Below are 26,879 nucleotides of genomic sequence, written 5' to 3' on the forward strand. Positions count from 1 at the left end.
CCCCCCGTCCTCGAACCCGGAGTCCCGTGAGCATCCTCTTCTCCCCTCTGACCGTGCGCGAGTTCGAGGTGCGCAATCGCCTCTGGGTCGCGCCGATGTGCATGTACAGCGCCGAGCACGGGGTGCCGAACGACTGGCACCACGTGCACCTCGCCCAGTTCGCGTCGGGCGGCGCCGGGCTCGTGATCGCCGAGGCGAGCGCGGTCGTGCCCGATGGGCGCATCTCGCCGCGCGACACCGGCATGTGGAACGACGAGCAGCGGGATGCCTGGGCGCCGATCGTCGCCGCGATCCACGCGCGCGGCGCGGCCGCCGGCATCCAGCTCGCCCACGCGGGACGCAAGGCGTCGACGTGGTGGCCCTTCGCGGGGCGCGGTCACGGCAGTGTCGACGTCGACGAGGGCGGCTGGGAAACCGATGCCCCCTCCGCCGTGCCGTTCGAGGGCATCGCGGCACCGGCCGCGCTCGATGCCGCCGGGATCGACGAGATCGTCGAGGCCTTCGGCGCCGCCGCGCGGCGCTCCGTCGAGGCGGGCTTCGACGTGCTCGAGGTGCACGCGGCGCACGGCTACCTGCTGCACCAGTTCCTCTCGCCGCTGAGCAACCTGCGCGAGGACGAGTACGGCGGTTCGCTCGAGAACCGGGCGCGCCTCCTGCTGCGGGTGGTGCGTGCGGTCCGGGATGCCGCGGGCCCGGCCGCGCCCGTCTTCGTGCGGTTCTCGGGCACCGACTGGGCGGAGGGCGGGTGGGGTGTCGAGGAGACCACGACCGTCGCCGCGTGGGCCGCCGATGCCGGCGCCGACCTCTTCGACATCTCCAGCGGAGGACTCGTGGCACACCAGCAGATCGCGATCGGCCCTGGTTACCAGGTGCCGCTCGCCGAGCACGTCCGCCGCGAGGCCGGACTCCCGGTCGCCGCCGTCGGCCTCATCACGGGCGGCGCCCAGGCCGAATCGATCCTCGAATCGGGCAGCGCCGATGCGATCCTCGCCGCGCGCGAATGGCTGCGCGACCCGCACTTCGGGCTTCGCGCCGCCGAGGACCTCGGCATCGACGACGCGGCCGCCCTGTGGCCGCCGCAGTACATCCGCGCGCGCCGGCGCTGAGCGCGGCATCCGCCCCCGACGAACCGCGGGCTACCGCCTGTGTGCGCCGCGGCGCGTGGCGTCCTGCACCTCTCCGACGAGTTCCTCGATGATGTCCTCGAGGAACAGCACCCCCGTGGTCTCGCCCGCCTCGTCGCTCACCCGCGCCAGGTGCCGGCCGGCGCGGCGCATGAGCGCGAGCGCGTCCTCGAGGTCGGTCGTCTCGAGCACCGGCACCATGTGGTGGATGCGCTTCGGCGGCAGCGGCGCTGCGACCGTGGCGTCGGAGCCAGGCCCCTCGGCGGCGCGCAGGATGTCTTTCAGGTGCACATAGCCGATCGGCATGCCCGCGGCATCCACGATCACGTAGCGCGAGTAGCCGTGCTTCGCGACCGCCCGCTCGATCTTGTCGGGCGTCGTCGACTCGGGCAGGGTGACGAGCTGCGAGAGCGGCACCGCGATGTCGCGGGCCTTCTTGTCGGTGAACTCGACGGCCGCGGCGACCGTGCCGGACACATCGTCGAGCACCCCCTCGATGCGCGACTGGTTGACGATCGTCGCGACTTCTTCGAGGGTGAACGTCGACGCCGCCTCATCCTTCGGCTCGACGCGGAACAGGCGCAGCACGGCGTTCGCGATCCAGTTGAGCAGCCAGATGACGGGGTGGAAGACCTTCGACACCCAGACGAGCGGTGTCGCGAGCATCAGCACCGCGCGATCGGGCACCGAGAAGGCGAGGTTCTTCGGGACCATCTCGCCGAACACGACGTGCAGGTACGACACGACCAGCAGCGCCACGACGAAGGCGATCACATCGACCGCGCCCTCCGAAAGACCCGTCAGCGCCAGCGGCTCGGCGAGGAGATGGTGGATCGCGGGCTCGGAGACGTTCAGGATCAGCAGCGAGCAGATGGTGATGCCGAGCTGGGATGTCGCGAGCATGAGCGTCGCGTGCTCCATGGCGTACAGCGCGGTCTTCGCCGAGCGCGATCCTCTCTCGGCGCGCGGCTCGATCTGCGAGCGGCGGGCCGAGATGACGGCGAACTCGGCACCGACGAAGAACGCGTTGAACGCGAGCAGCACCACCAGCCAGGCGATTCCGGCCCAGTCACTCATGGCGCTCGCCCGCCTCGGCGCCCCGGGGCAGCGGTGTCGGCGTGAACCGCACCCGGTCGACGCGGCGACCCTCCATCCGCTGCACGACGAGCGTGCCGTCCTCGAGCTCGACCGCGTCGCCCACCACCGGGATGCGCTCGAGCACGCTCATGATGTAGCCGCCGACGGTGTCGTAGACATCGCCCTCCGGCACCCGCACACCGGTGCGGTCGAGCAGCTCGTCGGGCCTCAGCTCGCCCGGGAACGTCAGCGAATCCGCCCCGCGGACCACTCCGGCCCGGTTGCGATCGTGCTCGTCGGAGACCTCGCCGACGATCTCCTCGACGAGGTCTTCGAGGGTGACGACGCCGGCCGTGCCGCCGTACTCGTCGACCACGATCGCCATCTGGTAGCCGCGGGCGCGCAACTCGGCGATCAGGGCGTCGAGGTGCACGGTCTCGGGCACGCGCAGCGGCTCGCTCGCGAGCGCCGCCGCGGGCACGTCGGGGCGGCGCTTGCGCGGCACGCTGACCGCGGCCTTGAGGTGGACGACCCCGACGATGTCGTCCATCGAGTCGTCGTAGACGGGGAACCGGCTGTGGCCGGTGCGGCGGGCCAGCTGGATGACGTCATCCGCCGAATCGCCGGCCGCCACCGCATGCACGCTCGGGCGGGGGGTCATCACGTCGGCGGCACTCAGGCGCGAGAAGTTGAGGCTGCGGTTCAGGAGGGATGCCGTGTCCTCCTCGAGCACGCCGGCGCTGGCCGAGCGGCGCACGAGCGAGGAGAGCTCCTCGGCGGTGCGGGCACCGGAGAGCTCCTCCTTGGGCTCGATGCCGATCCCGCGGAGCACGCCGTTGGCGCTCCCGTTGAGAACGACGACCGCCGGCCGGAAGACCGCGGTGAACGCCACCTGGAACGGGAGCACGAGCTTGGCGGTCTGACGCGGAAGGGCGAGCGCGAAGTTCTTGGGGACGAGCTCGCCGAGGATCATCGACACGACGGTCGCGACCGTGATGGCCACGAACACCGCGATCGGGGAGACGAACCCCTCCGTCATCCCCCACGCGGCGAACACGGGCCGCAGCAGGTTCGAGATCGCCGGCTCCAGTGCGTAGCCGGTGAGCAGGGTCGTCAGCGTGATGCCGAGCTGCGCGCTGGAGAGATGCGTCGAGGTGATCCTGAGTGCACGGATCGTGAGTTCGAGTCGCGTCTCACCGCGTTCGCGACGCGCTTCCAGATCGGCGCGGTCCAGATTGACCAGGGCGAATTCGCTCGCGACGAACAGGCCGGTTCCGACGGTGAGCAGGAGCCCCACACCCAACATGACGTAATCCATCACACGTCACCTCCCTCGCGGGGAGACGGGCTGTGGGGCGAACGTCTGCAAGGGGGAGGGTCGTCCATCGTGCGGTCCATGTTACCGGAGCACGCCGCGGCGCCGGCCGGATGCCGGGGCCCGATGGCCGCTGCCGGTGCCCTCCTGCCGGTGTCCGCCTGCCGGTGCCCGCCCGTCGCCTCGCGCTCGCGGCATCCGTCGCGGCCGCGCTCCCGGCTACCAGCTGACGGGCAGCGCCTTGCCCTCGTCGTATCCGGCGGCCGACTGCAGGCCGACGAGCGCCTTGTCGTGGAAGTCCGCCACCGAGGTGGCGCCGGCGTAGGTGAACGACGAGCGGACGCCCGACGTGATCATGTCGAGCAGGTCCTCGAGCCCGGGGCGCAGGGGGTCGAGGTAGATCTGCGACGACGAGATGCCCTCGGCGAAGAGCTCCTTGCGGGCCAGCTCGTACGGGTCGAGCCGGCCGAAGCGGTCGTGCACGGCCTTCGTCGAGGCCATCCCCCACGACTCCTTGAACGTGCGACCCGATGCGTCCACCTGCAGTTCGCCCGGTGACTCGATGGTTCCGGCGAACCACGAGCCGATCATGACGGATGCCGCGCCGGCGGCCAGCGCGAGCGCGACGTCGCGGGGGTAGCGCACGCCTCCGTCCGCCCACACGTGGGCGCCCATGACCCGCGCGGCATCGGCCGTCTCGAGCACCGCGGAGAACTGCGGGCGGCCGACCGCGGTCATCATGCGGGTCGTGCACATGGCGCCGGGGCCGACACCGACCTTGACGATGTCGGCACCGGAGGTCACGAGATCGTGCACGCCCTTCTCGCTGACGACGTTTCCGGCCGCGATCGGGATGTCGAGCCCGAGCTCCGAAACGGTGCGCAGCGCGCGCAGCATGCCCTCCTGGTGCCCGTGCGCGGTGTCGACGACGAGCACATCGACCCCGGCGGCGGCGAGCGCGCGTGCCTTGGCCGCGACATCCCCGTTGATGCCGATCGCTGCCGCGACGACGAGCCGGCCGGACGCATCGACGGCCGGGGTGTAGAGCGTGGAGCGCAGGGCGCTGCGGCGGCTGAGCGTGCCGACGACGGCGCCGTGGTGCAGCACGCACACGATGTCGGCGTCCGCCGCGACGATGAGGTCGAACGCGTGGCGGGCCGATACGACGTCGTCGGCGTCGATCGAGGGCGTGCGCCCGCGCGCGAGGTCGCCGAGGCGCGCGTCGGGCAGCGCTGTCCCGAGCCGCGAAGCGGGCACGATGCCGAGGATCTCCTCGAGCATGAGCGCCGCGCTGCCCGCCACGGCCCGGTCGCTGAATGACCGGGCGCTCGCGGCGACGACGATTCCGTGGCCGTCGGTCGCGGGGAGCAGACGAGAGGCGTCGGCGACCGTCGCCTCCGGCGGGAGCACGAGTGGGGTGTCCCACGGCACGGGTTGGTCCTTGACCCAGCGGATCGCGGCATCCAGTTCTTGCAGGGGCATGTCCTGCGGCAGCACGCCGAGGCCGCCGCGACGGGCGAGCGTCGCCGCCAGCCGCGCGCCGGTGACGGAGTTCATGTTCGCCGAGACGATCGGGATCGTCGCCGTCGTGCCGTCCCCCGGCGACAGGTCGACGTCGAGCCGGCTGGTCACGCTCGACCGCCTCGGAACGAGGAAGACGTCCGAATAGGTCAAATCGACGCTGGGCTGGTCCCCGTAGAACTCCATGCCGTCTACGCTATCCACCGCACTCATCGGTGACCACAGATGTGGGCCCCATACGCTTTGCCGCCCGCATCGAGGTCGCCAACTGGGTTACGCTTAACAGTTGTGCGCGTGTGCACATTCCTGCCGCGTGAGCATTCATAACTTCAGCGAGGAAAGTGGGCGATCGACTGTGTCGAGCCAGGTGACAGGCGTCGGTGCTTCGAGCGACGGGGAGTTCGGAGCCAACGAGTGGCTTGTCGACGAGTTATTCGAGCAGTACAAGGTCGACAAGAACTCCGTAGACAAGGCCTGGTGGCCGATTCTCGAGGCCTACCACCCGGTCGATGTCGAGGGCGAGGGCAGCCCCGCGGCGACCCCTGCGGCAGCATCCGCCCCCGCAGCGGAGCAGGCCCCCGCGCCCGCGCCTTCCGCCCGCCCGCCCGCCCCGGCCGAGCCGCGACCGGTCACCGCACCGGTCGCGATCCAGAACGGGCAGCCGGTGGCGCGCACGACCGCGAAGCCCGCCGCACCGCAGCCCATCCCCGCGCAGGCGCCCGACGCCAAGGCGTCGTCGTCCGCGGAATCGACCGAAGAAGACCGGGTCACCGTCCTCCGCGGCATGACCAAGACCCTCGCCGCCAACATGGACGAGTCGCTCACGGTGCCGACCGCCACGAGCGTCCGCACGATCCCGGCCAAGCTGATGATCGACAACCGCATCGTCATCAACAACCACATGTCGCGCACGCGCGGCGGCAAGATCAGCTTCACCCACCTGATCGGCTGGGCCCTCATCCAGGCGCTGAAGGAGTTCCCCAGCCAGAACGTCTTCTACGCCGAGATCGAGGGCAAGCCCTCCGTCGTGGCGCCCGCCCACATCAACCTGGGCATCGCGATCGACCTTCCCAAGCCCGATGGCACGCGGGCGCTCATGGTTCCGAGCATCAAGCGCGCCGACACGCTCAGCTTCAGCGAGTACCTCGCGTCGTACGAAGACCTCGTCACCCGGGCGCGCGCCAACAAACTCACCGCGGCCGACTTCCAGGGCACGACGCTGTCGCTGACCAACCCCGGCGGCATCGGGACGGTGCACTCCGTGCCCCGGCTCATGAAGGGCCAGGGCTGCATCATCGGCGCCGGTGCCCTCGAGTACCCGGCCGAGTTCCAGGGCGCGAGCGATAAGACCCTGAACGAGCTCGCGATCGGCAAGACGATCACCCTGACGAGCACGTACGACCACCGCGTCATCCAGGGTGCCGGCTCGGGCGAGTTCCTGAAGAAGGTGCACGAGCTGCTCATCGGGCAGCGGGGCTTCTACGACGCGATCTTCGCGGCCATCCGCATCCCCTACGCGCCCATCCACTGGGCCGCCGACATCAACGTCGACCTCGCCGAGCGCGTCGACAAGACCGCGCGCGTGCAGGAGCTCATCAACTCGTTCCGCGTCCGCGGGCACCTGATGGCCGACATCGACCCCCTCGAGTACATCCAGCGCACGCACCCCGACCTCGAGATCGAGCAGCACGGCCTGACGTTCTGGGACCTCGACCGCGAGTTCGTCACGGGCGGGTTCGGCGGCAGGCGCCAGATGAAGCTCCGCGACATCCTCGGCGTCCTGCGCGACTCGTACTGCCGCACGACCGGCATCGAGTACATGCACATCCAAGACCCCGCCCAGCGCAAGTGGTTCCAAGACAAGGTCGAGCAGAAGTACCAGAAGCCCGGGCACGACGAGCAGCTGCGCATCCTCCGCAAGCTCAACGAGGCCGAGGCCTTCGAGACCTTCCTGCAGACCAAGTACGTCGGACAGAAGCGCTTCAGCCTCGAAGGCGGCGAGTCGCTCATCCCCCTCCTAGACCAGCTCCTGCAGGGCGCGGCCGAGGCCGGCCTCGACGGCGCCGCGATCGGCATGGCCCACCGCGGTCGCCTCAACGTGCTCACCAACATCGCGGGCAAGACCTATGGTCAGGTCTTCCGCGAGTTCGAGGGCAGCGTCGCGCTCGGCAACAAGCGCGGGTCCGGTGATGTGAAGTACCACCTCGGCACCGAGGGCACGTTCGTCGCCGACAACAAGCAGGAGCTGCCCGTCTACCTGGCGGCGAACCCGTCGCACCTCGAGACCGTCGACGGCGTGCTCGAGGGCATCGTTCGCGCGAAGCAGGACCGCAAGCCGATCGGCACGTACTCCTGGCTGCCCGTGCTCGTCCACGGCGACGCGGCGTTCGCCGGCCAGGGCGTCGTCGTCGAGACGCTGCAGATGTCGCGGCTGCGCGGGTACCGCACGGGCGGCACGATCCACGTCGTCGTCAACAACCAGGTGGGGTTCACGACGACACCGCACGACGGCCGCTCCTCGGTATACGCCACGGATGTCGCGAAGACGATCCAGGCGCCGGTGTTCCACGTCAACGGAGATGACCCCGAAGCCGTCGTCCGCGTCGCCGAGCTCGCCTTCGAGTACCGCGAGGCGTTCGATCGCGATGTCGTGATCGACCTCGTCTGCTACCGTCGCCGCGGCCACAACGAGGGCGATGACCCCTCGATGACGCAGCCGCTCATGACGAACCTCATCGAGGCGAAGCGCTCGGTGCGCCGCCTCTACACCGAGGCGCTCGTCGGCCGCGGTGACATCACCGAGGAAGAGTACGAGCAGGCCAAGCGCGACTTCCAGAACCGGCTCGAGATCGCGTTCGCCGAGACGCACGCCGCCGAGACCGGGACGCACGACGTCGTCGAACCGACGGCCCCCGCCGCCGAGGCCGAGTGGGGCGCCGTGGAGAGCACGGCCGTCTCGCTCGAGGTCGTGCACAAGATCGGTGACGCGTTCGTCAACAAGCCCGACGGCTTCGCCGTGCACCCCAAGATCCAGCAGCTGCTCGACAAGCGCCTCGACATGAGCCGCAACGGCTCCATCGACTGGGCCTTCGGCGAGCTCCTCGCGTTCGGATCGGTGCTGCTCGAGGGCAAGCCCGTGCGCCTCGCCGGCCAGGACTCGCGGCGCGGCACGTTCGTGCAGCGGCACTCGGTGCTGCACGACCGCGCGAACGGCCAGGAGTGGCTGCCCCTGCACAACCTGAGCGATGACCAGGGACGCTTCTGGGTGTACGACTCGCTGCTCTCCGAGTACGCCGCGATGGGCTTCGAGTACGGGTACTCCGTCGAGGCGCCGGACGCGCTCGTGCTGTGGGAGGCCCAGTTCGGCGACTTCTCCAACGGCGCCCAGTCGGTCATCGACGAGTACATCTCGGCGGCCGACCAGAAGTGGGGTCAGCAATCCAGCGTCGTGCTGCTCCTGCCCCACGGCTACGAGGGTCAGGGACCCGACCACTCGTCGGCACGCATCGAGCGCTTCCTGCAGATGTGCGCGCAAGAGAACATGACGGTGGCGCGTCCCTCGACGCCCGCCTCGCACTTCCACCTGCTGCGCCGTCAGGCGTACGCACGCCCCCGCAGGCCCCTCGTCGTCTTCACGCCGAAGGCGATGCTCCGCCTGCGCGGGGCGACGAGCCCCGTCGAGGACTTCACGTCGGGCCGCTTCGAGCCGGTGCTCGACGACGTTCGCAGCCTCGATGCAAGTGCCGTCAAGCGGGTGCTGCTGCACTCCGGCAAGATCCACTGGGACCTGAAGGCCGAGCTCGAGAAGAACCCGAACCCCGAGATCGCCCTCGTGCGTCTCGAGCAGTTCTACCCGGCTCCTGTCGCCGAGCTCAACGCGGTCGTCGACCGCTACCCGAACGCCCAGCTCGTCTGGGTGCAGGATGAGCCCGAGAACCAGGGCGCCTGGCCGTTCATCGCTCTCGAGGTGGTCAAGCACCTGCACGGGCGCACGATCCGCCGGGTGTCCCGTGCCGCCGCCGCGTCGCCGGCGACCGGGTCGCCGAAGGTGCACGCGATCGAGCATGCCGCGCTGATGAAGAAGGCCCTCACGCTGTAGGGGCGGATGTCAGCGGCGGATGCCCGTGGCGGATATCAGCGGCGGATGCCGCCCGCTAGTACCAGAGGCCCAGGTACGGCGTCCGGGCCGACGCGAACGACCTGTCGAGGTGTGTGAGAACGTCCGGGTCGCCGTCCACGAGGCCCGCCGCATGCAGGCTCGCGGCGCGCACACCGCCGAGCACGAGCGACGACAGCGCGTTGACCGTCATCGTCACCCGGGGTTCGGCATCCGTCGCGACGACCTCGCCCGCGCCCGTGTCATCGATCGTCAGCCGCCACACGCCGTCGGCGAAGCCCAGCGGGTCGATCACCCGCAGCGTGTACACCCCCGGCGCCGAATAAGTCCGCGCGGCGAGCACGGCGGGCACGTCGAGCACGCGCAGCCAGTGATGCTCGCTCGATTCGACCGTCGCGCCCCGCTGGTCGGCGATCATCCAGCGCACGGGCTCGTCGACCGAGAGCAGGTGCGCCTTCACGACCGACACCAGGTCGTGCTCCAGGACGAACCGCCAGATCGCCGCGTAGGCGTCGGGGGTCTCGGTCAGGACGTAGAGCAGCGACAGTTCGTGCTTGGTGAAGTCGGGACCCTCGTCCGAGAGCCGGTAGAGAGCGATCCCCCGGGTGATGCCCGCGGGGTCGGCATACCGAACCGCTCGAATCTTCTCGGCGCCCTCGATGCCCGGGGCGGTACCCGTGAGACGGCTCCAGAAGCCGGGCCAGACCGCGATCTCGCCGGGACGAGTGGCCCGTACGCGCTCGTGCAGCTCGGCCAGTTCGTCGCGCGCCCGGTCGCGTGCGATGAAGTCGAGCCGACCGTCCGGGCGCGGCCCGATCCATCTCGCGCGCCTGGTGTCGATCGTCCAGTCGTCTCCGAACGTGGCGGGCGAGAAGCCGAAGCGCCCGTAGATCGTGGCCTCCGACACCGTCAGCCCGGCGAGGGCGACACCGGCGGCCGCGGCGGTGCGCAGTTCACCCTCGAGCATCGCGCGGGCGATGCCCTTGCGCCGGTGGGTTCCCGAGACCGTGACCCCGCTGATGGCCCACAGCGGGATGCCTCCGCCGGGCAGCGCGACCTCGGTGATCCACGAGTTGACGGTTCCGACGGGTTGTCGTGGTTCGAGGGCAGCGGGGTCGTAGACGCCGGTGAAGCGGCGGAACGCGAGGCCGTCGCGCAGCGCGCCGAGCCGCTCGACGCTCTGCTCGGGGCCGAGGAAGCCCCGCATCTCGGCCTGCAGGTAGGGGTCGAAGACCTCGGCGTCACCCGTGTCGATGACCCGGTACTCGAGTCCGTTCGCGGCTACGGCGTCGATCGAATCCCGATCGGCGGGCAGGCTGTTCCAGGTGTGCTGAAGCATCCGTCCACCCTAGCGAGGGCCCGCGACAGCGCGCGGATGCTCCCGTCGGGCGGTGCGTGGTGGTCGCCGAGTCAGTGTGCGGCGTGAGCCGAGCGCAGCCGGGCGAGCACCTGGTCGCGCAGCACCTCCGGCGCGGTCTCCCGGCACGCCCGCGCGACCACGTCGGTCAGCGTTCGCGCCACGAGGGCCTCGTCACGGCATGACGGGCAGTGCTCGAGGTGCTCCTGGATGTCGGAATGCCTGGTCTTGCAGACCTCGTCGCGCAGGTACTCCTCCAGGTCGCGTTTTGCCTTTTCGCAGCCGCAATCGGTCATTTCGTGCTCCTCGTCGCAGCGGGGGTGATGCCCCGCTCGATCGCGTAGTCGGCCAGCAGTTCACGCAGCAGCCGCCTGCCTCTATGCAGGCGGCTCATGACTGTGCCGATGGGGGTTTTCATGATGTCGGCGATCTCCTGGTAGGCGAAGCCCTCGACGTCCGCGAGGTACACCGCCAACCGGAAATCTTCGGGAATCGCCTGGAGGGCTTCCTTCACGACGGATGCGGGCATCCGGTCGATCGCTTCGGCTTCCGCCGAGCGGCTGCTGGTGGCCGTCGTCGATTCCGCTCCCCCGAGCTGCCAGTCCTCGAGGTCGTCGATGGTGCCCTGATAGGGCTCCCGCTGCTTCTTGCGGTAGGTGTTGATGTACGTGTTGGTCAGGATCCGGTAGAGCCACGCCTTGAGGTTGGTGCCCTGCTGGAACGTCTTCCACGACGCGAACGCCTTGACGAACGTCTCCTGAACGAGATCCGCGGCGTCCGCCGGGTTGCGCGTCATCCGCATCGCGGCGCCGTACAGCTGATCCATGAACGGCAGCGCCTGCTCCTCGAACTGGGTGCGGGCGTCCGCTATCGCGCTCTGCGCGCCTTGTGCCTCGTCGTTCATCACGGGCCAGTCTACGGTCGCCGTCTCGGCAGACGCCGAGGGCCGTTCCATGGTCGCGATCACCGGACTCCTTTCGCGGGTTCAGTAGGGTAGAACCCGATGAGTGCTGACCGGTATTCCCCCGTCCCGAAGACGGACGCCTCAGGCCCTCCGACCGGAACCGCCTGGCGCGCTCCCGAGGCGGTGGGCCGGCTTCAGGCGACCCTGACCATTCCCGGCTCGAAGTCCCTGACCAATCGCGAGCTCGTGCTGGCCGCGCTGGCCGATGCCCCGGGGCGGATCATCGCCCCCCTGCACTCCGATGACTCCGCGCGGATGATCGATGCCCTGCGCGCGCTCGGTGTCGGCATCGAGCTGGAGCCCGGCGACAGCGAGTATGGCGACGATCTGCTGGTCCGGCCCATCGCACCCTTCACGGGCGGCGGCACGGTGGATTGCGGCCAGGCCGGCACCGTCATGCGCTTCGTCGCGCCGCTCGCGGGGCTCGCTCGCGGCGATGTGCGCGTCACGGCGCACGAGAGCGCCCTGCACCGCCCGATGGGCGTCATGATCCACGCGCTGCGCGACCTCGGGGTCGACATCGACGACGGCGGCCACTGGGCGCTCCCCTTCACCGTGCGCGGTCGGGGCCACGTGCGCGGGGGCGAGGTGTCGATCGACGCCTCGGTCTCGAGCCAGTTCGTCTCGGGACTCCTGCTCGCCGCCCCCCGCCTCGACGTCGGGCTGCACCTCGTGCACACCGGGTCGCGACTGCCGAGCATCCCGCATATCGATATGACCGTCGAATCCCTCGCGCACCGCGGCGTTCGCGTCGAACGCCCGGCCCATGGCGAATGGGTCGTCGGCGCCGGCCCGGTGCGCGGCAAGGACGTCGCGATCGAGCCCGACCTCTCCAACGCGGCACCGTTCCTCGCCGCGGCCATGCTCGTCGGCGGCTCGGTGACGATCACCGCGTGGCCCGCGCACTCCACGCAGCCGGGCGGAATGCTGACCGAGATCCTCTCCCTCATGGGCGCCCGCGTCACCCGCCGCGGCGGGGCGCTGACCGTGACCGGAACCGGCGGCATCCACGGCGTAGACCTCGATCTCTCGGCGGTGGGCGAGCTCACGCCGACCCTCGTCGGCCTCGCCGCATTCGCCGACTCTCCGTCGACGTTCCACGGCATCGGTCACATCCGCGGCCACGAGACCAACCGGCTCGAGGCTCTGCGCACGGGCCTCGAAGGCCTCGGCGGCGAGGCGGACGAGCTCGAGGACGGCATTCGCGTCGTCCCACGCCCACTGCACGCCGGTCTGTGGCGCGCGCATCACGACCACCGCATCGCGACGACCGGAGCCCTCATCGGCCTCGCCGTGCCCGGCGTCGAGATCGACGACATCGGCACCACCGCCAAGACACTGCCGCAGTTCACCCAGCTCTGGGAGCGCATGCGAACCGACACCTCCGGCGAGACCGCCCCCGATCCGCAGAGCCCGCGCAACGTCGCATCATGAGCTGGCTCGACGGGGCGGACGACGACGACGAACCCGAGTACGACTTCCGGGCTCGACCGAACCCGAAGGCGAACCGGCCGCGCACCAAGCGCCGCCCCGCGCACGACGACGCGAAGATCGCCCGTGTGCTCGGCGTGGACCGCGGCCGCTACAACGTGCTGGTCGGCGAGGACACCCCCGACGAGCACCGCGTGCTCGCCACGCGTGCCCGTGAGCTCCGCAAGATGGCGATCGTGACGGGTGACCGCGCGCGGGTCGTCGGCGACGCGAGCGGCGACGAGGGCACGCTCGCGCGCATCGTCGGCATCGAAGAGCGCACATCGCTCCTGCGGCGCAGCGCCGACGACACCGACAACGTGGAGCGGGTCATCGTCGCCAACGCCGACCAGATGCTCGTCGTGGTCGCCGCGGCCGACCCCGAGCCCCGCGCCCGGCTCGTCGACCGCTATCTCATCGCGGCGCTCGATGCCGGCATCCGTCCACTGCTCGTCGTGACGAAGACCGACCTCGCCGACCCGACCGTGTTCCTCGACCATTTCGAGGGCCTCGATCTCGAGGTCTTCACGAGCGCGCAGGAGGAGATGCCCCTCGATCGCATCGGCGCCGCGCTTGTCGGGCACTCGACGGTCTTCGTAGGGCACTCCGGCGTGGGCAAGTCGACCCTCGTGAACGCCCTCGTGCCGAGCGCCCTGCGCGCGACGGGGCATGTCAACCTCGTCACGGGGCGCGGACGGCACACGTCATCCTCGACCGTCTCCTACCGCTACGCGGGCGCGCACGGCGCCGGATGGGTGATCGACACCCCCGGTGTGCGGTCGTTCGGCCTCGGCCACATCGACCCCGCGAACATCCTGGCGGCCTTCACCGACCTCGCCGAAGTGGCGGAGGAGTGCCCGCGCGGCTGCACCCACCTCCCCGACGCGCCGGACTGCGCGATCATCGAGGCCGTCGAGGAGGGGAAGCTCGGCGAACGGGGCGCGGCCCGCCTGGATTCGCTCCAGCGGCTCCTCCTCACATTCGAGTCTCGCGACACACGGTCGTAGGCTGGTGGGGTGACAACGACGCAACTCGAGCCCGGCTCCCCCGCACCCGATTTCACCCTCCTCGACCAGGATGAGCGCGAGGTGTCGCTGCACGATCTTCGCGGCCGGCGCGTCATCGTGTACTTCTACCCCGAGGCGATGACGCCGGGCTGCACCACCGAGGCGTGCGACTTCCGCGACAGCCTCTCGTCGCTCCAGGGCGCCGGCTACACCGTGCTCGGCATCTCGCGCGACCTGCCCGAGAAGCTGCGCACGTTCCGCGAGAACGACGGTCTTACGTTCGACCTGCTGAGCGATCCCGACCGGGCGGCGCACGAGGCGTACGGCGTGTGGGGCGAGAAGCAGAATTACGGGCGCACCGTGCTGGGTGTCATCCGCTCCACGTTCGTGATCGACGAAGACGGGGTGATCGAGCACGCCCTGTACAACGTGAAGGCCACCGGACACGTCGAGCGCATCCGCCGCCTGGTCGGACTGCCCGTCTAGGAAGCGTCGGGTCGACCTTCCTCGGCCGCCGCGCGCCGCGCTGCGGCGATCAGGAACGCGAGGGCGGCGACGGCGGGCGCGGCGAGCGCGGCGGCGAGCAGCGGATGCGCGTAGGCGCCGGTGACAGCGCCCAGCGCGACCGCGAGAATCAGCACCTGCGTCACGATCGCGCCCGAACGACCCCACGACCGGCGGCGGGCGACGGCGATCGCGAACGCGACCACCGCGGCCGCACCGACGAGCGTCAGCACGAGAAGCGCGAGGGCGCTGGGGGCTGAGTCGACATCGCCCGAGACCAGCGCGACGAGCTGCCAGCCGGCGAGCGCGAGCAGGCCGAGCCCCTCCAGGGCGATGATGATCGCGGCGACGACGGACGGCGCATTGGTTCGCATGCTCGACTGTGCTCCTTCACGGCATCCCCGCTTGTCGGAAAGCTCCAGGCCTCCGGGCGAATGCTCAGCAAATCGCACAGAAAGGCGCAGGTCATCCCTTGATTGAACACTGGCGCTGTGGGACGATGGTCCAAGCCATGTGCTCCCACAGCGGCGTGGGGCGAGCAATCGCTCGCATCACTCACAGGGTATCCGACCCGACAGGATTCTGAGCAGTCGCTCATTCCCCCTCGCAACACAAGGAGCATCACCATGGACTGGCGCGACAAAGCGGCCTGCCTCACCGTCGATCCCGAGCTGTTCTTCCCGGTCGGCAACACGGGCCCCGCGGTCGACCAGATCGAGAAGGCGAAAGCCGTCTGTGCCCGTTGCACAGTCACCGAGATCTGCCTGCAGTACGCCCTCGAGTCCGGTCAGGACTCCGGCGGGTGGGGTGGGCTCAGCGAGGACGAGCGTCGCGCCCTCAAGCGCCGTGCCGCCCGCGCACGCCGCGCATCGTAGCGCCCGCGTAGCGGACCCCGACCGCGGACGCGCGGGCCCCTGGCCGATGCGGGCCGCCAATCGGCGCGCCACCGAGCCGATCGCTACTTCGGTGTGCGCTCGATCCAGCGCAGCGGGATCTCGATCGTGACCTCGGTTCCGCTGCCGACGATCGTGTGCCAGTCGATCGTGCCCCCGAGTTCGCCCTGGATCAGGGTGCGCACGATCTGGGTGCCCAGACCCCGGCCGACCTGGCCCTCGGCAAGGCCGATGCCGGTGTCGCGCACGCTCACCTCGAGGGTGTCCTCCGAGCGCTCGGCCGCGATCTCGACCTGACCCTCGCGCCCGGCGAGGCCGTGCTCGACGGCGTTGGTCACGAGCTCGGTGAGGGCGAGAGCGAGCGGTGTCGCGTACTCGCTCGGCAGCACGCCGAATGCGCCCGTCGAATGGGTCTGCGCGCGGGTGTTCGGTGCCGCGGCGACCTCGGCGACGAGCCGCAGCACCCGGTCGAAGACTTCGTCGAAGTCCACCGTCTGAGCCAGTCCCTCCGAGAGCGTGTCGTGCACGACGGCGATGGCCGCGACGCGGCGCATGGCTTGCGTGAGGGCGTCGCGTGCCTCTTCGGAGTGCGTGCGGCGCGCCTGGATGCGCAGCAGCGAGGCCACGGTCTGCAGGTTGTTCTTGACACGATGGTGGATCTCGCGGATCGTCGCATCCTTGGTGATGAGCTCTTGCTCCTGGTGCCGCAGCTCGGTGACATCGCGACAGAGCACGATGGCGCCGATCCGATTGCCATGGTCGCGCAGGGGGATCGTCCGGAGCGAGACGGTGACCCCGCGCGCCTCGATGTCGGTGCGCCACGGCGCGCGACCCGTCACGACGACGGGGAGCGACTCGTCGATCTCGCGGCTTGCCGGCAGGATGCCGCTCGTCACCTCGAGCAGCGACTCTCCCTCGAGCTCGTCCTCGAACCCCATCCGATTGAAGGCCGACAGCGCGTTGGGGCTCGCGAACGTCGTGATGCCCTCCACGTCGAGCCGGATGAGGCCGTCGGATGCGCGGGGGGCTCCCCGGCGCGGCGCCGTGGGGGCGGAGAGGTCGGGGAAATCGGCCGAGGCCACCATCCCGAACAGGTCGTCGGCGCAGTCGTTGAAGGTGATCTGCTGCCGCGACGGGGTGCGTGTCTCGCCCAGGTTGGTGTGCCGGGTGAGCACGCCGATCACGAGGGGACCGGCGGCCTCGTCTCGGGTGTGGCTGCGCACGATCGGCACCGCGCGAACACGCGTCGGGGTCTCCTCGAACCAATCCGGCGAGGCGGAGTCCACGATCCTGGCGCCGTGGAACGCGTCATGCACCTGCGTGCGCCATTGCGGTCGCACGCGATCACCGACGATGTCACGGTAGAAGAGCGTCGCCGCTCCGCCCGGGCGCGTGTGCGCGACGGCGACGAAGGAGTCGTCGGCCGTCGGCACCCAGATCACGATGTCGGCGAACGCCAGATCGGCGAGAAGCTGGCCGTCGCCGGCGAGCCGATGCAGCCATTCGACATCGGATTCGCTGGAGCGCCCCTGCGCATAGACCAGATCGCTGAGGGTCGACACCGTCTCAGCTTAGGCGGTGCGCAGCGCCTCTTCGGAGTGCGGCTCACGGCGTCGACGCCTCGCGACGCGCGCGCCGGATGGCGCCGCCGCCGGGCCGACGAGCTCCCCCGCGAGCCGCCGCACCGCCAGGGTGAGGGGCGAACGCGGGGCGGCGTCGGCGATCGGTCGGGCCGACAGCATCGCGGCGTCGGCCGCGCGGGCGTCGAGGGGCAGGAACGTCACGTCGGTGATTCCGGCGAACCGCTCGAGCGTGCGACGCACCTGCCCGCGCGCGTCGATGCCGAGTGCGCCGGGGCGCAGCCGGTTCGCGACCACCGCCACCGGGGTCACGCCGACCGTGGCCCGCAGCTCGCCGTAGCCGCGCAGGAACCGCGACACGCCCAGCGGGTCGGCGGAGGCGACCGCGACGACGAGGTCGGCACTGCCCAGCACGGCAAGGGTGGCCGCGTTGCGGCGCGGGCCGTCGAGGTCGCTGACGATCTCCTCGTCGCGCTCCAGCGCCGAGGCGACATCGACGACCACGTAGTCGGCCCACTCCCGACACACCGCGAGCGCGGCCCTCACGCGCCGGTCGCTGAGCTCGGGCCAGCGGCTCGGGCGGTTGAGGCCGGTGAGCACGTCGACCCGCCCCTCGGCGTGCGGCAGGGGTGCACTGATGCGGGTCAGCTCGCGTGCGTCCAGCCCGCCGAGCTCCGCCTGCCGGCACGCGGCTGCGAAGCCCGGGCCCTCGTCGGCGAGCCCGAGCGCGAGCGCGAGCGAGGGCGCGTGCGTGTCGGCGTCGACGAGGCCGACGTGGCGTCCGCCGCGGGCGAGTTCGACCGCGAGCTCCACGGCGACCGTCGATCGCCCGGGCGCGCCATGCGGTCCCCAGACGGCGATCACGCGGGCGGGACGAGGCGCCCCGGCGGTGGGCGGGGTGGGAACGGATGCCGCTGCCAGCGCCCGCGCGACGCGCCAGGCCTCGGCATCCGGCGGCAGCGACTCACCCAGCCCGAACGACCGCGCGAGGTGCTCGGCGGCGGGCCCGTCCACGAGAGGCAGGATGCGGACACCCAGGCGGTCGCACGCCGCCACGACCGCGGGCGTGACGGTGTCCCGCGAGGCCTCCAGCACCACGGCGTCGGCCTCGGCGAGGGCAGCCCAGATGCGGGTGGCGTCCGATCCCAGCGCCGCGTCCGCCGCAGCCTCGACGAGGTCGGCAGGCGACACCGCCGCGAAGACCTCGAGCCCTTCGGCCTCGAGGTCTTCGCGCATCGACTCGGCACGGGAGTGCGCGAGGACGATGCGCGTGCGGTGATCCGGTGAACCCCAGCTCACGACGCACCCACCCCGCCCGTGGGGATCACCGACAGCGCCGACTCCGCGGCCACCTCGGCGAGCGCGTCGGCGACGTCGGCGCGCGGGATGACGAGCTCGAGCATCGCCGAGCCGCCTCCGATCATGGTCTCGTCGCGGGTCACCGCGGCGACCGTGGCGTCGGCGATGAGGATGCGCGGCGTGTCATACGTGCCGCGGTCAACGAGCGGCGCGGTCCACAGCTCGACGGTCGATCCCGCCTCGATCGCCTGGGGCACATCGACCGCGCTCTGGATCACGATCGTCGTCGATTGCGTCGACGCCGCGTCGTCGACCGCGCTCGAGTGCACGAGCTCGCCTTCTCGGATCGTGCGCGCCGCGATGAGCCCTTCGCCGAGGCTGTCGGGGGTGAGGTAGGACTCCCCGACCTGGCCGAGCGCGACATCCACCACCCGCAGCTCCGCGGCCGTCACCGTCTCGCCCACGACGATCGTGCGATCGGCCGCGTACACCGGCACCGTCTGGCGAGCGGCGGCGACGACGAACCACACGCCGGCGATCGAGGCGACGATGAGAAGGATGCCGATGAAGAACCGGGCGTCGCCCCGGAACGCGCGGCGCCGGACCGGATGCGAAGTCGTCATGCCGCCAATGGTCGCAAAGCTCGAAGAAGGGCGCCGGAGGTTATCCACAGCCTGCCGCGCCCACCGGCCTGCGACGCGGACCGCGACGATAATGGGAGCATGCCCGAAGACCCGACCTCCGGCGTGCGCTACCTGGCGCCCGCGCAAGTCGCCGAGCTGCTCAGCATCTCGGTCGACGAGGTCGTCGCGCTCGTGCTCGAGGCCCGGCTGCGCGGCGCCCGTCTCGGCGCCCCTGCCCGCTGGCGGGTCGAGGAGGCGAGCGTGGGTGAGTACCTCGACGCCCAGGTCGAGGAGTCGCGCCGCATGGCGCTGTGGAACCAGTCGAACACCGCGAGTTTTCCGGAGATCTGGGGCTCGCGCACCGCTCGCGGCGACTGACCCGAGCATCGCCGGGCGGCATCGCGCTCTGGGTGCCGGCACGCGCTACGCGAGGCTCAGGGCGCTCCCGTCCTCCACCCGCACCCAGGCGATCCCCGCGAAGGGGACGAGGCGGTACCCCGTCACGTCCCCGCCCCGGCGGGGCGCGCCCGGTTCGTGCAGCGCGAGGTCGAGGTGGTCTGCCCCCGCCCGGTCGATCGTGCCCGTGAACACTCGACCGGACGCGAGGCCCAGCGAGACGGGCAGACGGCGGCGCGCGACATCCCGCATCACGAACCCGAGGGTCATGCGGTCGGAGAGTCCCGCGATCCGCTCGGACGGGCGCGCGGTGCGGAGCACATCGGCGTGGGGAAGCGCGATCGCGCGGATCGAGGCGAACGGTACGATGATCAGCCCGCCGCGCGTCCCGGACCCGGGACCGGCGCCGACCCAATCGGCACCGAGGGCGCGGAGGGCAGCGGAAAGCGTCGTGCCGTCGGCCAGCTCGAACGACGGCGGGGGACCGCCATCGCTGGCCTCCCTGCCCACGAGCGTCGCCAGCCGCGATCTCAGCTCGACGCGGGAGATGCGCAGGCGCTCGGCTTCGGTGTCCAGCGCGGCGCGTTCGGCCTCCCACTCGGAGGCGAGCTGGTCCTCGAGGTCCTCGAAGAAGAGATCCCATCGCACGCAGGAAGATTAGGGCAGATCGTCGCGGCACCGCCAGGAGTTATCCACAGCGGGGTATTCGATTCCTGGGAATGCCCTGTGATGTGCTGTACTTTCGGAAACAACATTCCGTCTTGTCGAGATTGGTACCGATGGCAACGCAGCCTGGGGGCTCTGCAGCCCGAACTCTCCGCTCCGGCGATCCCGCAGCGCTCCACGAGTTCTTCGCGCACCAGCACACGCCGTCCGTGGCCCTGCCCGATCCTGAGCCGCTCCTCACCAACCTGACACGCGGTGTGCTCGAGGTGCTGGCGGGGGTGCGCGAGGTCGATCAGCTCGCCCGCTGGCTCACCGAAGACGCGTACCGCAAGCTCGTCACCCGCGCGAACCTCGCCACGCGAGCACGCAGCGCGCGCGGCGTGCCCGCGTCGCGCCCGAAGCACGCGATCCTCTCGGTGCGCCACACCTCCCCTGCCGACGGCGTGGTCGAGGCCGTGGTCATCGTGGCGGGGCAGGCACGCACCCGTGCCGTCGCCATCCGCCTCGAGGGAATGGACAGGCGCTGGCGCGCGACCTCCCTCGCACTCCTCTAGACCACCGAACCCGGGCCGGTCTCAACGACGCGACCGGCCCCGTTCATCCCTCCGAGTCGATGAGCTCCAGCAGCTTCTTCAGCGCGTCCCTGACCTCCGCGTGGTCGTGCTGGCCCGCGCGGCTTTCGCCCGCGATCACCCCCGACCGGTGCACCTTGCGGAAATCCCCGAACGGAAAGCTGTAGGCCTGCTTGGTCCGGCCGTTCTCGGACTTGTCGATGCCGAGGTGCCAGTGCGAGTACTCCGTCCAGCCCTCACGCTCGATGAAGGCGTTCTCTTCGTCCGCCGTAGGCGCCGCCTCTGACCAGTCGTCTCGCTCGTCGCGGACGAGCTTGCCCTCGCGGACGAGAGCGCGGGCGTGGCGGAGAGCGGGCTCATTCAGTTCGATCGCCATGCGCCAGAAACTACGCCGCGCGCCTGCGCGCGCACAGGGGGTTGCACGGGCGCCGTCGGCGGGCTACGGCCTCACTGCCGGTAGCCCGAGAGGAAGTTGCCCAGCCGCTCGATCGCGTCGGTGAGCACCCGGGCCTCGGGCAGGGTGACGATGCGCAGGTGGTCGGGAGTCGGCCAGTTGAACCCGGTGCCCTGCACGAGCAGTACGTGCTCGCTCACCAGAAGGTCGTAGACGAGCTTGGCATCGTCGCGGATCTCGTGGACGTTCGGATCGAGGCGCGGGAACGCGTAGAGGGCGCCTTGGGCGCGGTGGCACGAGACGCCCGGGATCGCCTCGAGGCCCGCCCAGGCGGCATCCCGCTGCTCGTGGAGCCGCCCTTCCGGGGCGATCAGGGCGTCGATCGACTGCGCGCCGCTCAGCGCCGCCTGCACCGCGTGCTGCGCGGGCACGTTCGGGCACAGCCGCGTCGACGCGAGCAGATTGATGCCCTCGAGGAAGCCCTGGGCGTGCCCCTTCGGGCCGGTGATCGCCAGCCAGCCCGAGCGATAGCCCGCGACGCGGTACGTCTTGGAGAGGCCGTTGAACGTGAGGCACAGCAGGTCGGGGGCGACCGTCGCCATCGGGATGTGCACGGCGTCGTCGAAGAGGATGCGGTCATAAATCTCGTCTGCGAGCAGCAGCAGCGAGTTATCGCGCGCGATCTCGGCGATCCCCTCGAGCACGGCCCGGGAGTACACGGCCCCCGTGGGGTTGTTCGGGTTGATGATCACGATGGCCTTGGTCTTCGGCGTCACCTTCGACCGGATGTCCTCGAGATCGGGCTGCCAGCCGTCGTCCTCGTCGCACAGGTAGTGCACGGGCGTGCCTCCTGCGAGGCTCGTCATCGCGGTCCACAGCGGGTAGTCGGGCGCGGGGATCAGCACCTCGTCGCCCTCATCGAGGAGTGCCTGCATCGTCATCGTGATCAGCTCGGAGACGCCGTTGCCGAGGAAGACGTCGTCGGGATCGACACGGGGGAACCCGGGCGTCTCCTCGTAGCGGTACACGACGGCCTGGCGGGCGGGCAGGATGCCGCGGCTGTCGGAGTAGCCGTGCGCGTGAGGAACCGACGCGATCATGTCCCGAACGATCTGGAACGGGGCCTCGAACCCGAAGATCGCCGGGTTGCCCGTGTTGAGCTTGAGCACCGAGTGCCCCTCGGACTCCAGCCGGGCGGCCTCGACGAGGGCGTTCCCGCGGATCTCGTACAGGACGTTCTTCAGCTTCGACGATTGGTCGAGCGGGCGGAGGGGACTCATCGGATCAGGATATCCCCGGCCCGATGCGGCCAATCGCCCGGACGTGGCCCGTTGCGTCAGCCGAGCACCAGGAACAGCGCCGCGCAGGCCGCTCCCACGCCCAGCGTGGCGTAGACCACGCGGATGTTGATCACCGGTGAGGGGACCCGCGCGTCGCGCACCGATCCGGGCGGCAGATTGTCCAGGCGCCGTCGGATGACCTGGGCGACGACCGTCGCGGCGGTGCGCTCCGCGTCGGCGTCGATGCGCAGCCGGTCCACCCCGACGACGGGCGTCACGAAGCTCCCGTAGGCATCGGTGCGCCGCACCGCGGCGGCCAGGAACGGCCCGGCCCCCGGCACCGCGGCCGGAATGTGCTGATGCCGGTCGCGGGTGCGGATCGTCAGCCGCTTGCCGCCGGAGACGGCCTCGATCGCCCCCAGCGGGATGACTTGCGTGAACCACGTGTTGCGGGCGGTCACGGCGGCGTCCGACACCGTGAGCATCGGGTATCCCCATACGATCCACGCCAGCCAGCCGCCCAGCCCGATCACGGGGAGGAACAGCGGGATGTCGCGCTGCTGCGGAAACAGCACGACGAGCACGAGATCGGCGACCGCGAGCGAGGGAGCGACGAGGAGCACGGTCCTCGCCGCCGGCGGCTGGTACCGGAAATCCTCGCTCGCCATGCCTCACGGTAGGCGCGGCCGGAGGATCCGGTCAACGCCCCCGTCAACGCGCCCGCGAGCTACTTGCGCTTGCCGGAGGCTCGGCGCTGGGCGCGGTTCTGCGGCGCGGGCTGCGCTGGGGCCGCGTCGGACGCTTCGGGCGCCTCTGTCCGCTGGCCGAACGCCCCGCGGACGACCGCGGGCGGCTCGGCCGGCACCGGCTGCCCGGGGGCGCCCTGCGCGGCCGTCGTAGCGGCTTGGCGCAGTCGCGCGGTCGCCGCCTGCTGCACCTGGCCGCGGTCGTTGCGGACCTCGACCTCACCGGCGTCGTTGGGCGCGGAGTACTGGAGTCCTTGCCCGTCGACCGGTGCGGCGGCGAGGCCCTTGGCCTCGACCTGAGCGGCCTGGTCACCCTCGCCGGCGCGGCGCACCTCGACCTCGAGGTTGTAGAGGTAGCCGACCGACTCCTCCTTGATCTGGCTCATCATGGCCTGGAACATCTGGTACCCCTCGCGCTGGTACTCGATGAGCGGGTCACGCTGGGCCATGGCACGAAGGCCGATGCCGTCCTTGAGGTAGTCCATCTCGTAGAGGTGGTCGCGCCAGCGGCGGTCGAGCACCTGCATGACGACGCGCCGCTCGAGCTCCCGGGTCGCGGCGGCGCCCAGCGTCTCTTCGCGGCGCTGGTAGGCGATCGTGGCGTCGGAGAGGATCTCGCGACCCAGCCCTTCGGCCGAGATGCCGCCCTTCCTGCCGCCCGCCTCGGCGACGACCTCGTCGATCGTCACACCGACGGGGTAGAGGGTCTTCAGCTCGGTCCAGAGGGCGTCGAAGTCCCAGCTCTCGTTGTGGCCCGTGCCGGTGTGGTCCTTGATGACTGCGGTGATGGCGTCCTCGATGAAGTGCGTCACCCGGTCGGCGATGTCGTCGCCCTCGAGGATGTGGCGCCGGTCGGAGTAGATCGCCTCGCGTTGCCGGTTGAGGACGTCGTCATACTTGAGCACGTTCTTGCGGATCTCGGCGTTGCGTGCCTCGACTTGCGATTGCGCGCTCTTGATCGCGCGCGAAACCATCGTCGATTCGATCGCGACGTCGTCGGGGAAGTTCGTGCGCGCGAGGATCGCCTCGGCCGCTCCCGACTGGAACAGGCGCATCAGGTCATCAGTGAGCGACAGGTAGAAGCGGCTCTCGCCCGGGTCGCCCTGACGGCCGGAGCGTCCGCGCAGCTGGTTGTCGATGCGGCGGGACTCGTGGCGCTCGGTGCCGAGCACATACAGGCCGCCGGCCGCGACGACCTTCGCCGCCTCGGTCGCGACGATGTCGCGCATCCCCTCGTAGACGGACTCCCACTCGGCGTCGTATTCGTCGGGCGTCTCGACGGGGTCGAGACCCTTGGCCTTCATCTCCTGCACCGCGAGGAACTCGGCGTTTCCGCCGAGCATGATGTCGGTACCGCGGCCGGCCATGTTGGTCGCGACGGTCACGGCTCCGAGACGGCCCGCGCGGGCCACGATCTCGGCCTCCCGCGCGTGGTTCTTGGCGTTCAGGACCTCGTGCTTGATGCCCTTCTTCGACAGCAGGCGCGAAAGGTGCTCGCTCTTTTCGACGCTGACCGTGCCGACGAGCACGGGCTGGCCGTTCGCGTGCCGTGTCGCGATGTCTTCCACGACCTGCGTGAACTTGGCGGCCTCGTTCTTGTAGACGAGGTCGGCCTGATCCTTGCGGATCATCGGCTTGTTCGTGGGGATCGGCACGACGCCCAGCTCGTAGGTCGACATGAACTCGGCCGCCTCCGTCTCGGCCGTGCCGGTCATGCCAGACAGCTTTTCATAGAGGCGGAAGTAGTTCTGCAGAGTCACCGTGGCGAGGGTCTGGTTCTCGGCCTTGACCGGAACGGCCTCCTTCGCCTCGATCGCCTGGTGGATGCCTTCGTTGTAGCGGCGTCCGACCAGGATGCGGCCGGTGTGCTCGTCGACGATCATGACCTCGTCGTTCATCACGACGTAGTCGGTGTCGCGCTTGAACAGCGCGAGGGCCTTGATGGAGTTGTTCAGGAACGAGATGAGCGGGGTGTTCGCGGACTCGTAGAGGTTGTCGATGCCGAGGTAGTCCTCGACCTTCTCGATGCCGGGCTCGAGCACGCCGATGGTGCGCTTCTTCTCGTCGACCTCGTAGTCCACGCCGGGCTCGAGCGTCTTGGCGATGCGGGCGAACTCGACGAACCAGCGGTTGGCCTCGCCCGATGAGGGGCCCGAGATGATGAGCGGCGTGCGCGCCTCGTCGATGAGGATGGAGTCGACCTCGTCGACGATCGCGAAGAAGTGGCCGCGCTGCACGAGGTCTTCCTTGCGCCACGCCATGTTGTCGCGGAGGTAGTCGAACCCGAACTCGTTGTTCGTGCCATACGTGATGTCGCACGCGTACTGCTGCCGGCGCACCTCGGGGGTCTGACCCGCGACGATGACGCCGGTCGTCATGCCGAGCGTGCGGAACACGCGGCCCATCAGCTCGGACTGGTAGGTGGCGAGGAAGTCGTTGACCGTGACGACGTGCACGCCCTTGCCGGCGATAGCGTTCAGGTACACCGGGAAGACGGCGGTCAGGGTCTTGCCCTCACCGGTCTTCATCTCCGCGATGTTCCCGAGGTGGAGTGCGGCACCGCCCATCACCTGCACATCGTAGGGACGCTGATCGAGGGTGCGCTTCGCGGCCTCGCGGACCGCCGCGAACGCCTCGGGCATCAGCTTGTCGAGGGTCTCCCCCGCTTCGTGGCGGGCACGAAGCTCCGCCGTCTCGCCGCGGAGTTCTTCGTCCGTCAGCTGTGCGTAGTCCTCTTCGAGGGCGTTGACGGCCTTGACGACCTGCTGCAGCCGCTTGAGGATTCGTCCCTCGCCGGCGCGGAGCAGTTTCTCCAGGGGATTGGCCACGTGTGGATCTCCATCTATCGGTGCGGCGCACGGGGCACCGGTGCCGCCGGCTGACGCCGGGCATACCTGCCTATGTTATCCGTCCGTGACCTTGGAGTGGGCTGTGACGTCACCCGAGCCGGGCTCACGTTGCCGAGTATGTATATACTCGGCACTTAGATACTCAGCATCCTATTTATGGGATGCGCAGGATGGGAGACCGCGATGTCCGTGCGACAGAGCCTGCTGGCGATTCTCGATCAGGGCCCCTGCTACGGCTATCAGCTGCGGGCCGAATTCGACCGCCGCACCGGGTCGACCTGGCCGCTCAATGTGGGTCAGATCTACAACACCCTCGAACGGCTCGAGCGCGACGGACTCATCGAGAAGGGCGAGACCGACGAACGGGGGCACGTGTACTACGAGACCACGGATGCCGGTTCGGCCGAGGTCGCCGCTTGGCTCGACACCCCCGTCGACCGCGGCCAGGGCACCCGAGATGAGCTCGCGATCAAGCTCGCGGTCGCCGCGACGCTGCCGGGCGTCGATGTCGCAGCGGTGATCCAGGCGCAGCGGAGGTCGTCGCTTGCGCAGCTGCAGTCGCTCAACCGCGCGAAGTACTCGGGGGCCGACGGCCCCGAAGAGCTCGCGTGGTCGCTCGTGGTCGACTCGATGATCTTCCAGGCAGAGGCCGAGGTGCGGTGGCTCGATCACACCGAGCAGCGCCTCGCACTGCATCCCCAGCACGCCATGGCCCTCGAGCTCTCGACCGAGCGGCCCAAGCGCGGGCGGCCGGCGAAAGACTCGGGCGTTGAGCGGGCGAAGCGAGACGAAACGCAGGCCGCGCGATGACCGACCCGGTCCTGCGCCTCATCGGTGTCACAACACCATGCCTCCGACATCGCGCCGCCGCGGGGCATCCTGTCGCCTCACAGGACGGACGCACTACCCTGAAGCGTGACTTCCACTGATGCTCCCGTCGAAGCCGAGGCTCCCGCGGAGCCCCCCGCGATGACCTTCTCCGACCTCGGATTGGGCGAATCGGTGCTCAAGGCGCTCCGCGACGTCGGGTACGAAACGCCCTCTGCCATCCAGGCAGCGACCATCCCGACCCTGCTCGCGGGCCGCGATGTCGTGGGTCTCGCGCAGACGGGCACCGGCAAGACG

General features: G+C 70.2%; 25 protein-coding genes. 10 read left to right on the forward strand and 15 right to left on the reverse strand.

The genetic code is table 11. From position 1 onward, the window contains the following. The first annotated feature begins 26 nt into the window (after positions 1 to 26). The gene (locus VNT50_RS07420) at positions 27 to 1,106 is read left to right on the forward strand and encodes an NADH:flavin oxidoreductase/NADH oxidase (RefSeq protein WP_325484493.1); all 1,080 of its coding nucleotides are present in this window, start codon (positions 27 to 29) and stop codon (positions 1,104 to 1,106) included. A 30-nt stretch (positions 1,107 to 1,136) separates the two neighbouring features. On the opposite strand, the gene VNT50_RS07425 is transcribed toward VNT50_RS07420, so the two are convergent. From VNT50_RS07425 to guaB1, 3 genes are all read right to left on the reverse strand, one after another. Continuing rightward, the gene (locus VNT50_RS07425) at positions 1,137 to 2,201 is read right to left on the reverse strand and encodes a hemolysin family protein (RefSeq protein WP_325484470.1); all 1,065 of its coding nucleotides are present in this window, start codon (positions 2,199 to 2,201) and stop codon (positions 1,137 to 1,139) included. After that, a complete protein-coding gene (locus VNT50_RS07430; RefSeq protein ID WP_325484471.1) occupies positions 2,194 to 3,519 on the reverse strand; it encodes a hemolysin family protein in 1,326 nt (441 codons plus the stop codon). The genes VNT50_RS07425 and VNT50_RS07430 overlap by 8 nt, the downstream gene beginning before the upstream one ends. A 216-nt stretch (positions 3,520 to 3,735) precedes the next feature. Further along, positions 3,736 to 5,223, reverse strand: a complete 1,488-nt coding sequence (guaB1, locus tag VNT50_RS07435; RefSeq protein ID WP_325484472.1) for a GMP reductase — start codon at positions 5,221 to 5,223, stop codon at positions 3,736 to 3,738. A gap of 169 nt (positions 5,224 to 5,392) precedes the next feature. Here guaB1 and VNT50_RS07440 point away from each other — a divergent pair, with 169 nt between their 5' ends. Then, entirely contained in the window at positions 5,393 to 9,136 is a 3,744-nt protein-coding gene (locus tag VNT50_RS07440) for a multifunctional oxoglutarate decarboxylase/oxoglutarate dehydrogenase thiamine pyrophosphate-binding subunit/dihydrolipoyllysine-residue succinyltransferase subunit (protein WP_325484473.1), read from the forward strand. A 55-nt stretch (positions 9,137 to 9,191) separates the two neighbouring features. Here VNT50_RS07440 and VNT50_RS07445 read toward each other — a convergent pair whose 3' ends face one another. The 3 genes from VNT50_RS07445 to VNT50_RS07455 form a co-directional block, all read right to left on the reverse strand. Beyond that, positions 9,192 to 10,493 (reverse strand): GNAT family N-acetyltransferase, encoded by a 1,302-nt coding sequence (locus VNT50_RS07445; RefSeq protein WP_325484474.1) that lies wholly within the window; start codon positions 10,491 to 10,493, stop codon positions 9,192 to 9,194. 71 nt (positions 10,494 to 10,564) lie between these two features. Beyond that, on the reverse strand, positions 10,565 to 10,807 hold the full coding sequence (locus VNT50_RS07450) for an anti-sigma factor family protein (RefSeq protein WP_325484475.1): 243 nt from the start codon (positions 10,805 to 10,807) through the stop codon (positions 10,565 to 10,567). Beyond that, positions 10,804 to 11,466 (reverse strand): sigma-70 family RNA polymerase sigma factor, encoded by a 663-nt coding sequence (locus tag VNT50_RS07455; RefSeq protein ID WP_414683953.1) that lies wholly within the window; start codon positions 11,464 to 11,466, stop codon positions 10,804 to 10,806. The genes VNT50_RS07450 and VNT50_RS07455 overlap by 4 nt, the downstream gene beginning before the upstream one ends. A gap of 48 nt (positions 11,467 to 11,514) precedes the next feature. Here VNT50_RS07455 and aroA point away from each other — a divergent pair, with 48 nt between their 5' ends. From aroA to bcp, 3 genes are read left to right on the forward strand one after another with little or no spacing between them, the layout of a single operon-like run. Then, positions 11,515 to 12,909, forward strand: coding sequence for a 3-phosphoshikimate 1-carboxyvinyltransferase (aroA, locus tag VNT50_RS07460; RefSeq protein WP_325484477.1), 1,395 nt, complete (start codon positions 11,515 to 11,517; stop codon positions 12,907 to 12,909). Beyond that, positions 12,906 to 13,952 (forward strand): ribosome small subunit-dependent GTPase A, encoded by a 1,047-nt coding sequence (gene rsgA / locus VNT50_RS07465; protein WP_325484478.1) that lies wholly within the window; start codon positions 12,906 to 12,908, stop codon positions 13,950 to 13,952. Before aroA ends, rsgA begins: the two co-directional genes overlap by 4 nt. A 9-nt stretch (positions 13,953 to 13,961) precedes the next feature. Continuing rightward, positions 13,962 to 14,438, forward strand: a complete 477-nt coding sequence (bcp, locus tag VNT50_RS07470) for a thioredoxin-dependent thiol peroxidase (RefSeq protein WP_325484479.1) — start codon at positions 13,962 to 13,964, stop codon at positions 14,436 to 14,438. On the opposite strand, the gene VNT50_RS07475 is transcribed toward bcp, so the two are convergent. Further along, a complete protein-coding gene (locus VNT50_RS07475) occupies positions 14,435 to 14,830 on the reverse strand; it encodes a histidine kinase (RefSeq protein ID WP_325484480.1) in 396 nt (131 codons plus the stop codon). The two genes, bcp and VNT50_RS07475, sit on opposite strands and share 4 nt — an antisense overlap. 252 nt (positions 14,831 to 15,082) lie before the next feature. Between VNT50_RS07475 and VNT50_RS07480 the strand changes: the two genes are divergently transcribed. Beyond that, positions 15,083 to 15,331: a WhiB family transcriptional regulator gene (locus VNT50_RS07480; RefSeq protein WP_325484481.1), complete on the forward strand. Its 249-nt coding sequence runs from the start codon at positions 15,083 to 15,085 to the stop codon at positions 15,329 to 15,331. Between the two features lie 83 nt (positions 15,332 to 15,414). Here VNT50_RS07480 and VNT50_RS07485 read toward each other — a convergent pair whose 3' ends face one another. The 3 genes from VNT50_RS07485 to VNT50_RS07495 are packed head-to-tail and all read right to left on the reverse strand — an operon-like array spanning position 15,415 to position 18,851. Further along, the gene (locus VNT50_RS07485; RefSeq protein ID WP_325484482.1) at positions 15,415 to 16,911 is read right to left on the reverse strand and encodes a sensor histidine kinase; all 1,497 of its coding nucleotides are present in this window, start codon (positions 16,909 to 16,911) and stop codon (positions 15,415 to 15,417) included. 9 nt (positions 16,912 to 16,920) lie between these two features. After that, entirely contained in the window at positions 16,921 to 18,228 is a 1,308-nt protein-coding gene (locus VNT50_RS07490; RefSeq protein WP_325484483.1) for a CpaE/TadZ family protein, read from the reverse strand. Next, positions 18,225 to 18,851, reverse strand: a complete 627-nt coding sequence (locus tag VNT50_RS07495) for an SAF domain-containing protein (protein WP_325484484.1) — start codon at positions 18,849 to 18,851, stop codon at positions 18,225 to 18,227. Before VNT50_RS07495 ends, VNT50_RS07490 begins: the two co-directional genes overlap by 4 nt. Positions 18,852 to 18,950: 99 nt before the next feature. On the opposite strand from VNT50_RS07495, the gene VNT50_RS07500 reads away from it, so the two are divergent. Further along, positions 18,951 to 19,229 carry a helix-turn-helix domain-containing protein gene (locus VNT50_RS07500; RefSeq protein ID WP_325484485.1) on the forward strand — a complete coding sequence of 93 codons (279 nt, stop codon included), beginning with the start codon at positions 18,951 to 18,953 and terminating at the stop codon, positions 19,227 to 19,229. Between the two features lie 45 nt (positions 19,230 to 19,274). Here the strand turns inward: VNT50_RS07500 and VNT50_RS07505 are convergent, their stop codons facing one another. Continuing rightward, complete coding sequence (locus tag VNT50_RS07505; RefSeq protein ID WP_325484486.1) at positions 19,275 to 19,895, reverse strand: hypothetical protein; 621 nt, start codon at positions 19,893 to 19,895, stop codon at positions 19,275 to 19,277. Between the two features lie 131 nt (positions 19,896 to 20,026). Between VNT50_RS07505 and VNT50_RS07510 the strand changes: the two genes are divergently transcribed. Beyond that, positions 20,027 to 20,467 (forward strand): Rv3235 family protein, encoded by a 441-nt coding sequence (locus VNT50_RS07510; protein WP_325484487.1) that lies wholly within the window; start codon positions 20,027 to 20,029, stop codon positions 20,465 to 20,467. A 43-nt stretch (positions 20,468 to 20,510) separates the two neighbouring features. Here VNT50_RS07510 and VNT50_RS07515 read toward each other — a convergent pair whose 3' ends face one another. The 4 genes from VNT50_RS07515 to secA all read right to left on the reverse strand — a co-directional run bounded on the left by VNT50_RS07515 (position 20,511) and on the right by secA (position 25,733). Continuing rightward, positions 20,511 to 20,861 carry a hypothetical protein gene (locus VNT50_RS07515; protein WP_325484488.1) on the reverse strand — a complete coding sequence of 117 codons (351 nt, stop codon included), beginning with the start codon at positions 20,859 to 20,861 and terminating at the stop codon, positions 20,511 to 20,513. 71 nt (positions 20,862 to 20,932) lie between these two features. Continuing rightward, entirely contained in the window at positions 20,933 to 22,159 is a 1,227-nt protein-coding gene (locus tag VNT50_RS07520) for a pyridoxal phosphate-dependent aminotransferase (protein ID WP_325484489.1), read from the reverse strand. 56 nt (positions 22,160 to 22,215) lie between these two features. Then, entirely contained in the window at positions 22,216 to 22,827 is a 612-nt protein-coding gene (locus VNT50_RS07525; protein WP_325484490.1) for a hypothetical protein, read from the reverse strand. 59 nt (positions 22,828 to 22,886) lie between these two features. Then, positions 22,887 to 25,733 (reverse strand): preprotein translocase subunit SecA, encoded by a 2,847-nt coding sequence (gene secA / locus VNT50_RS07530; protein ID WP_325484491.1) that lies wholly within the window; start codon positions 25,731 to 25,733, stop codon positions 22,887 to 22,889. A gap of 204 nt (positions 25,734 to 25,937) precedes the next feature. Here secA and VNT50_RS07535 point away from each other — a divergent pair, with 204 nt between their 5' ends. Together VNT50_RS07535 and VNT50_RS07540 are read left to right on the forward strand one after the other, a co-directional pair. Beyond that, the gene (locus tag VNT50_RS07535; protein ID WP_325484492.1) at positions 25,938 to 26,564 is read left to right on the forward strand and encodes a PadR family transcriptional regulator; all 627 of its coding nucleotides are present in this window, start codon (positions 25,938 to 25,940) and stop codon (positions 26,562 to 26,564) included. Between the two features lie 159 nt (positions 26,565 to 26,723). Continuing rightward, on the forward strand, positions 26,724 to 26,879 hold a 156-nt coding region (locus VNT50_RS07540), incomplete at its 3' end, for a DEAD/DEAH box helicase (RefSeq protein WP_325484494.1).

It is taken from the genome of Microbacterium sp. (assembly GCF_035554235.1).
Taxonomy (GTDB): domain Bacteria; phylum Actinomycetota; class Actinomycetes; order Actinomycetales; family Microbacteriaceae; genus Microbacterium.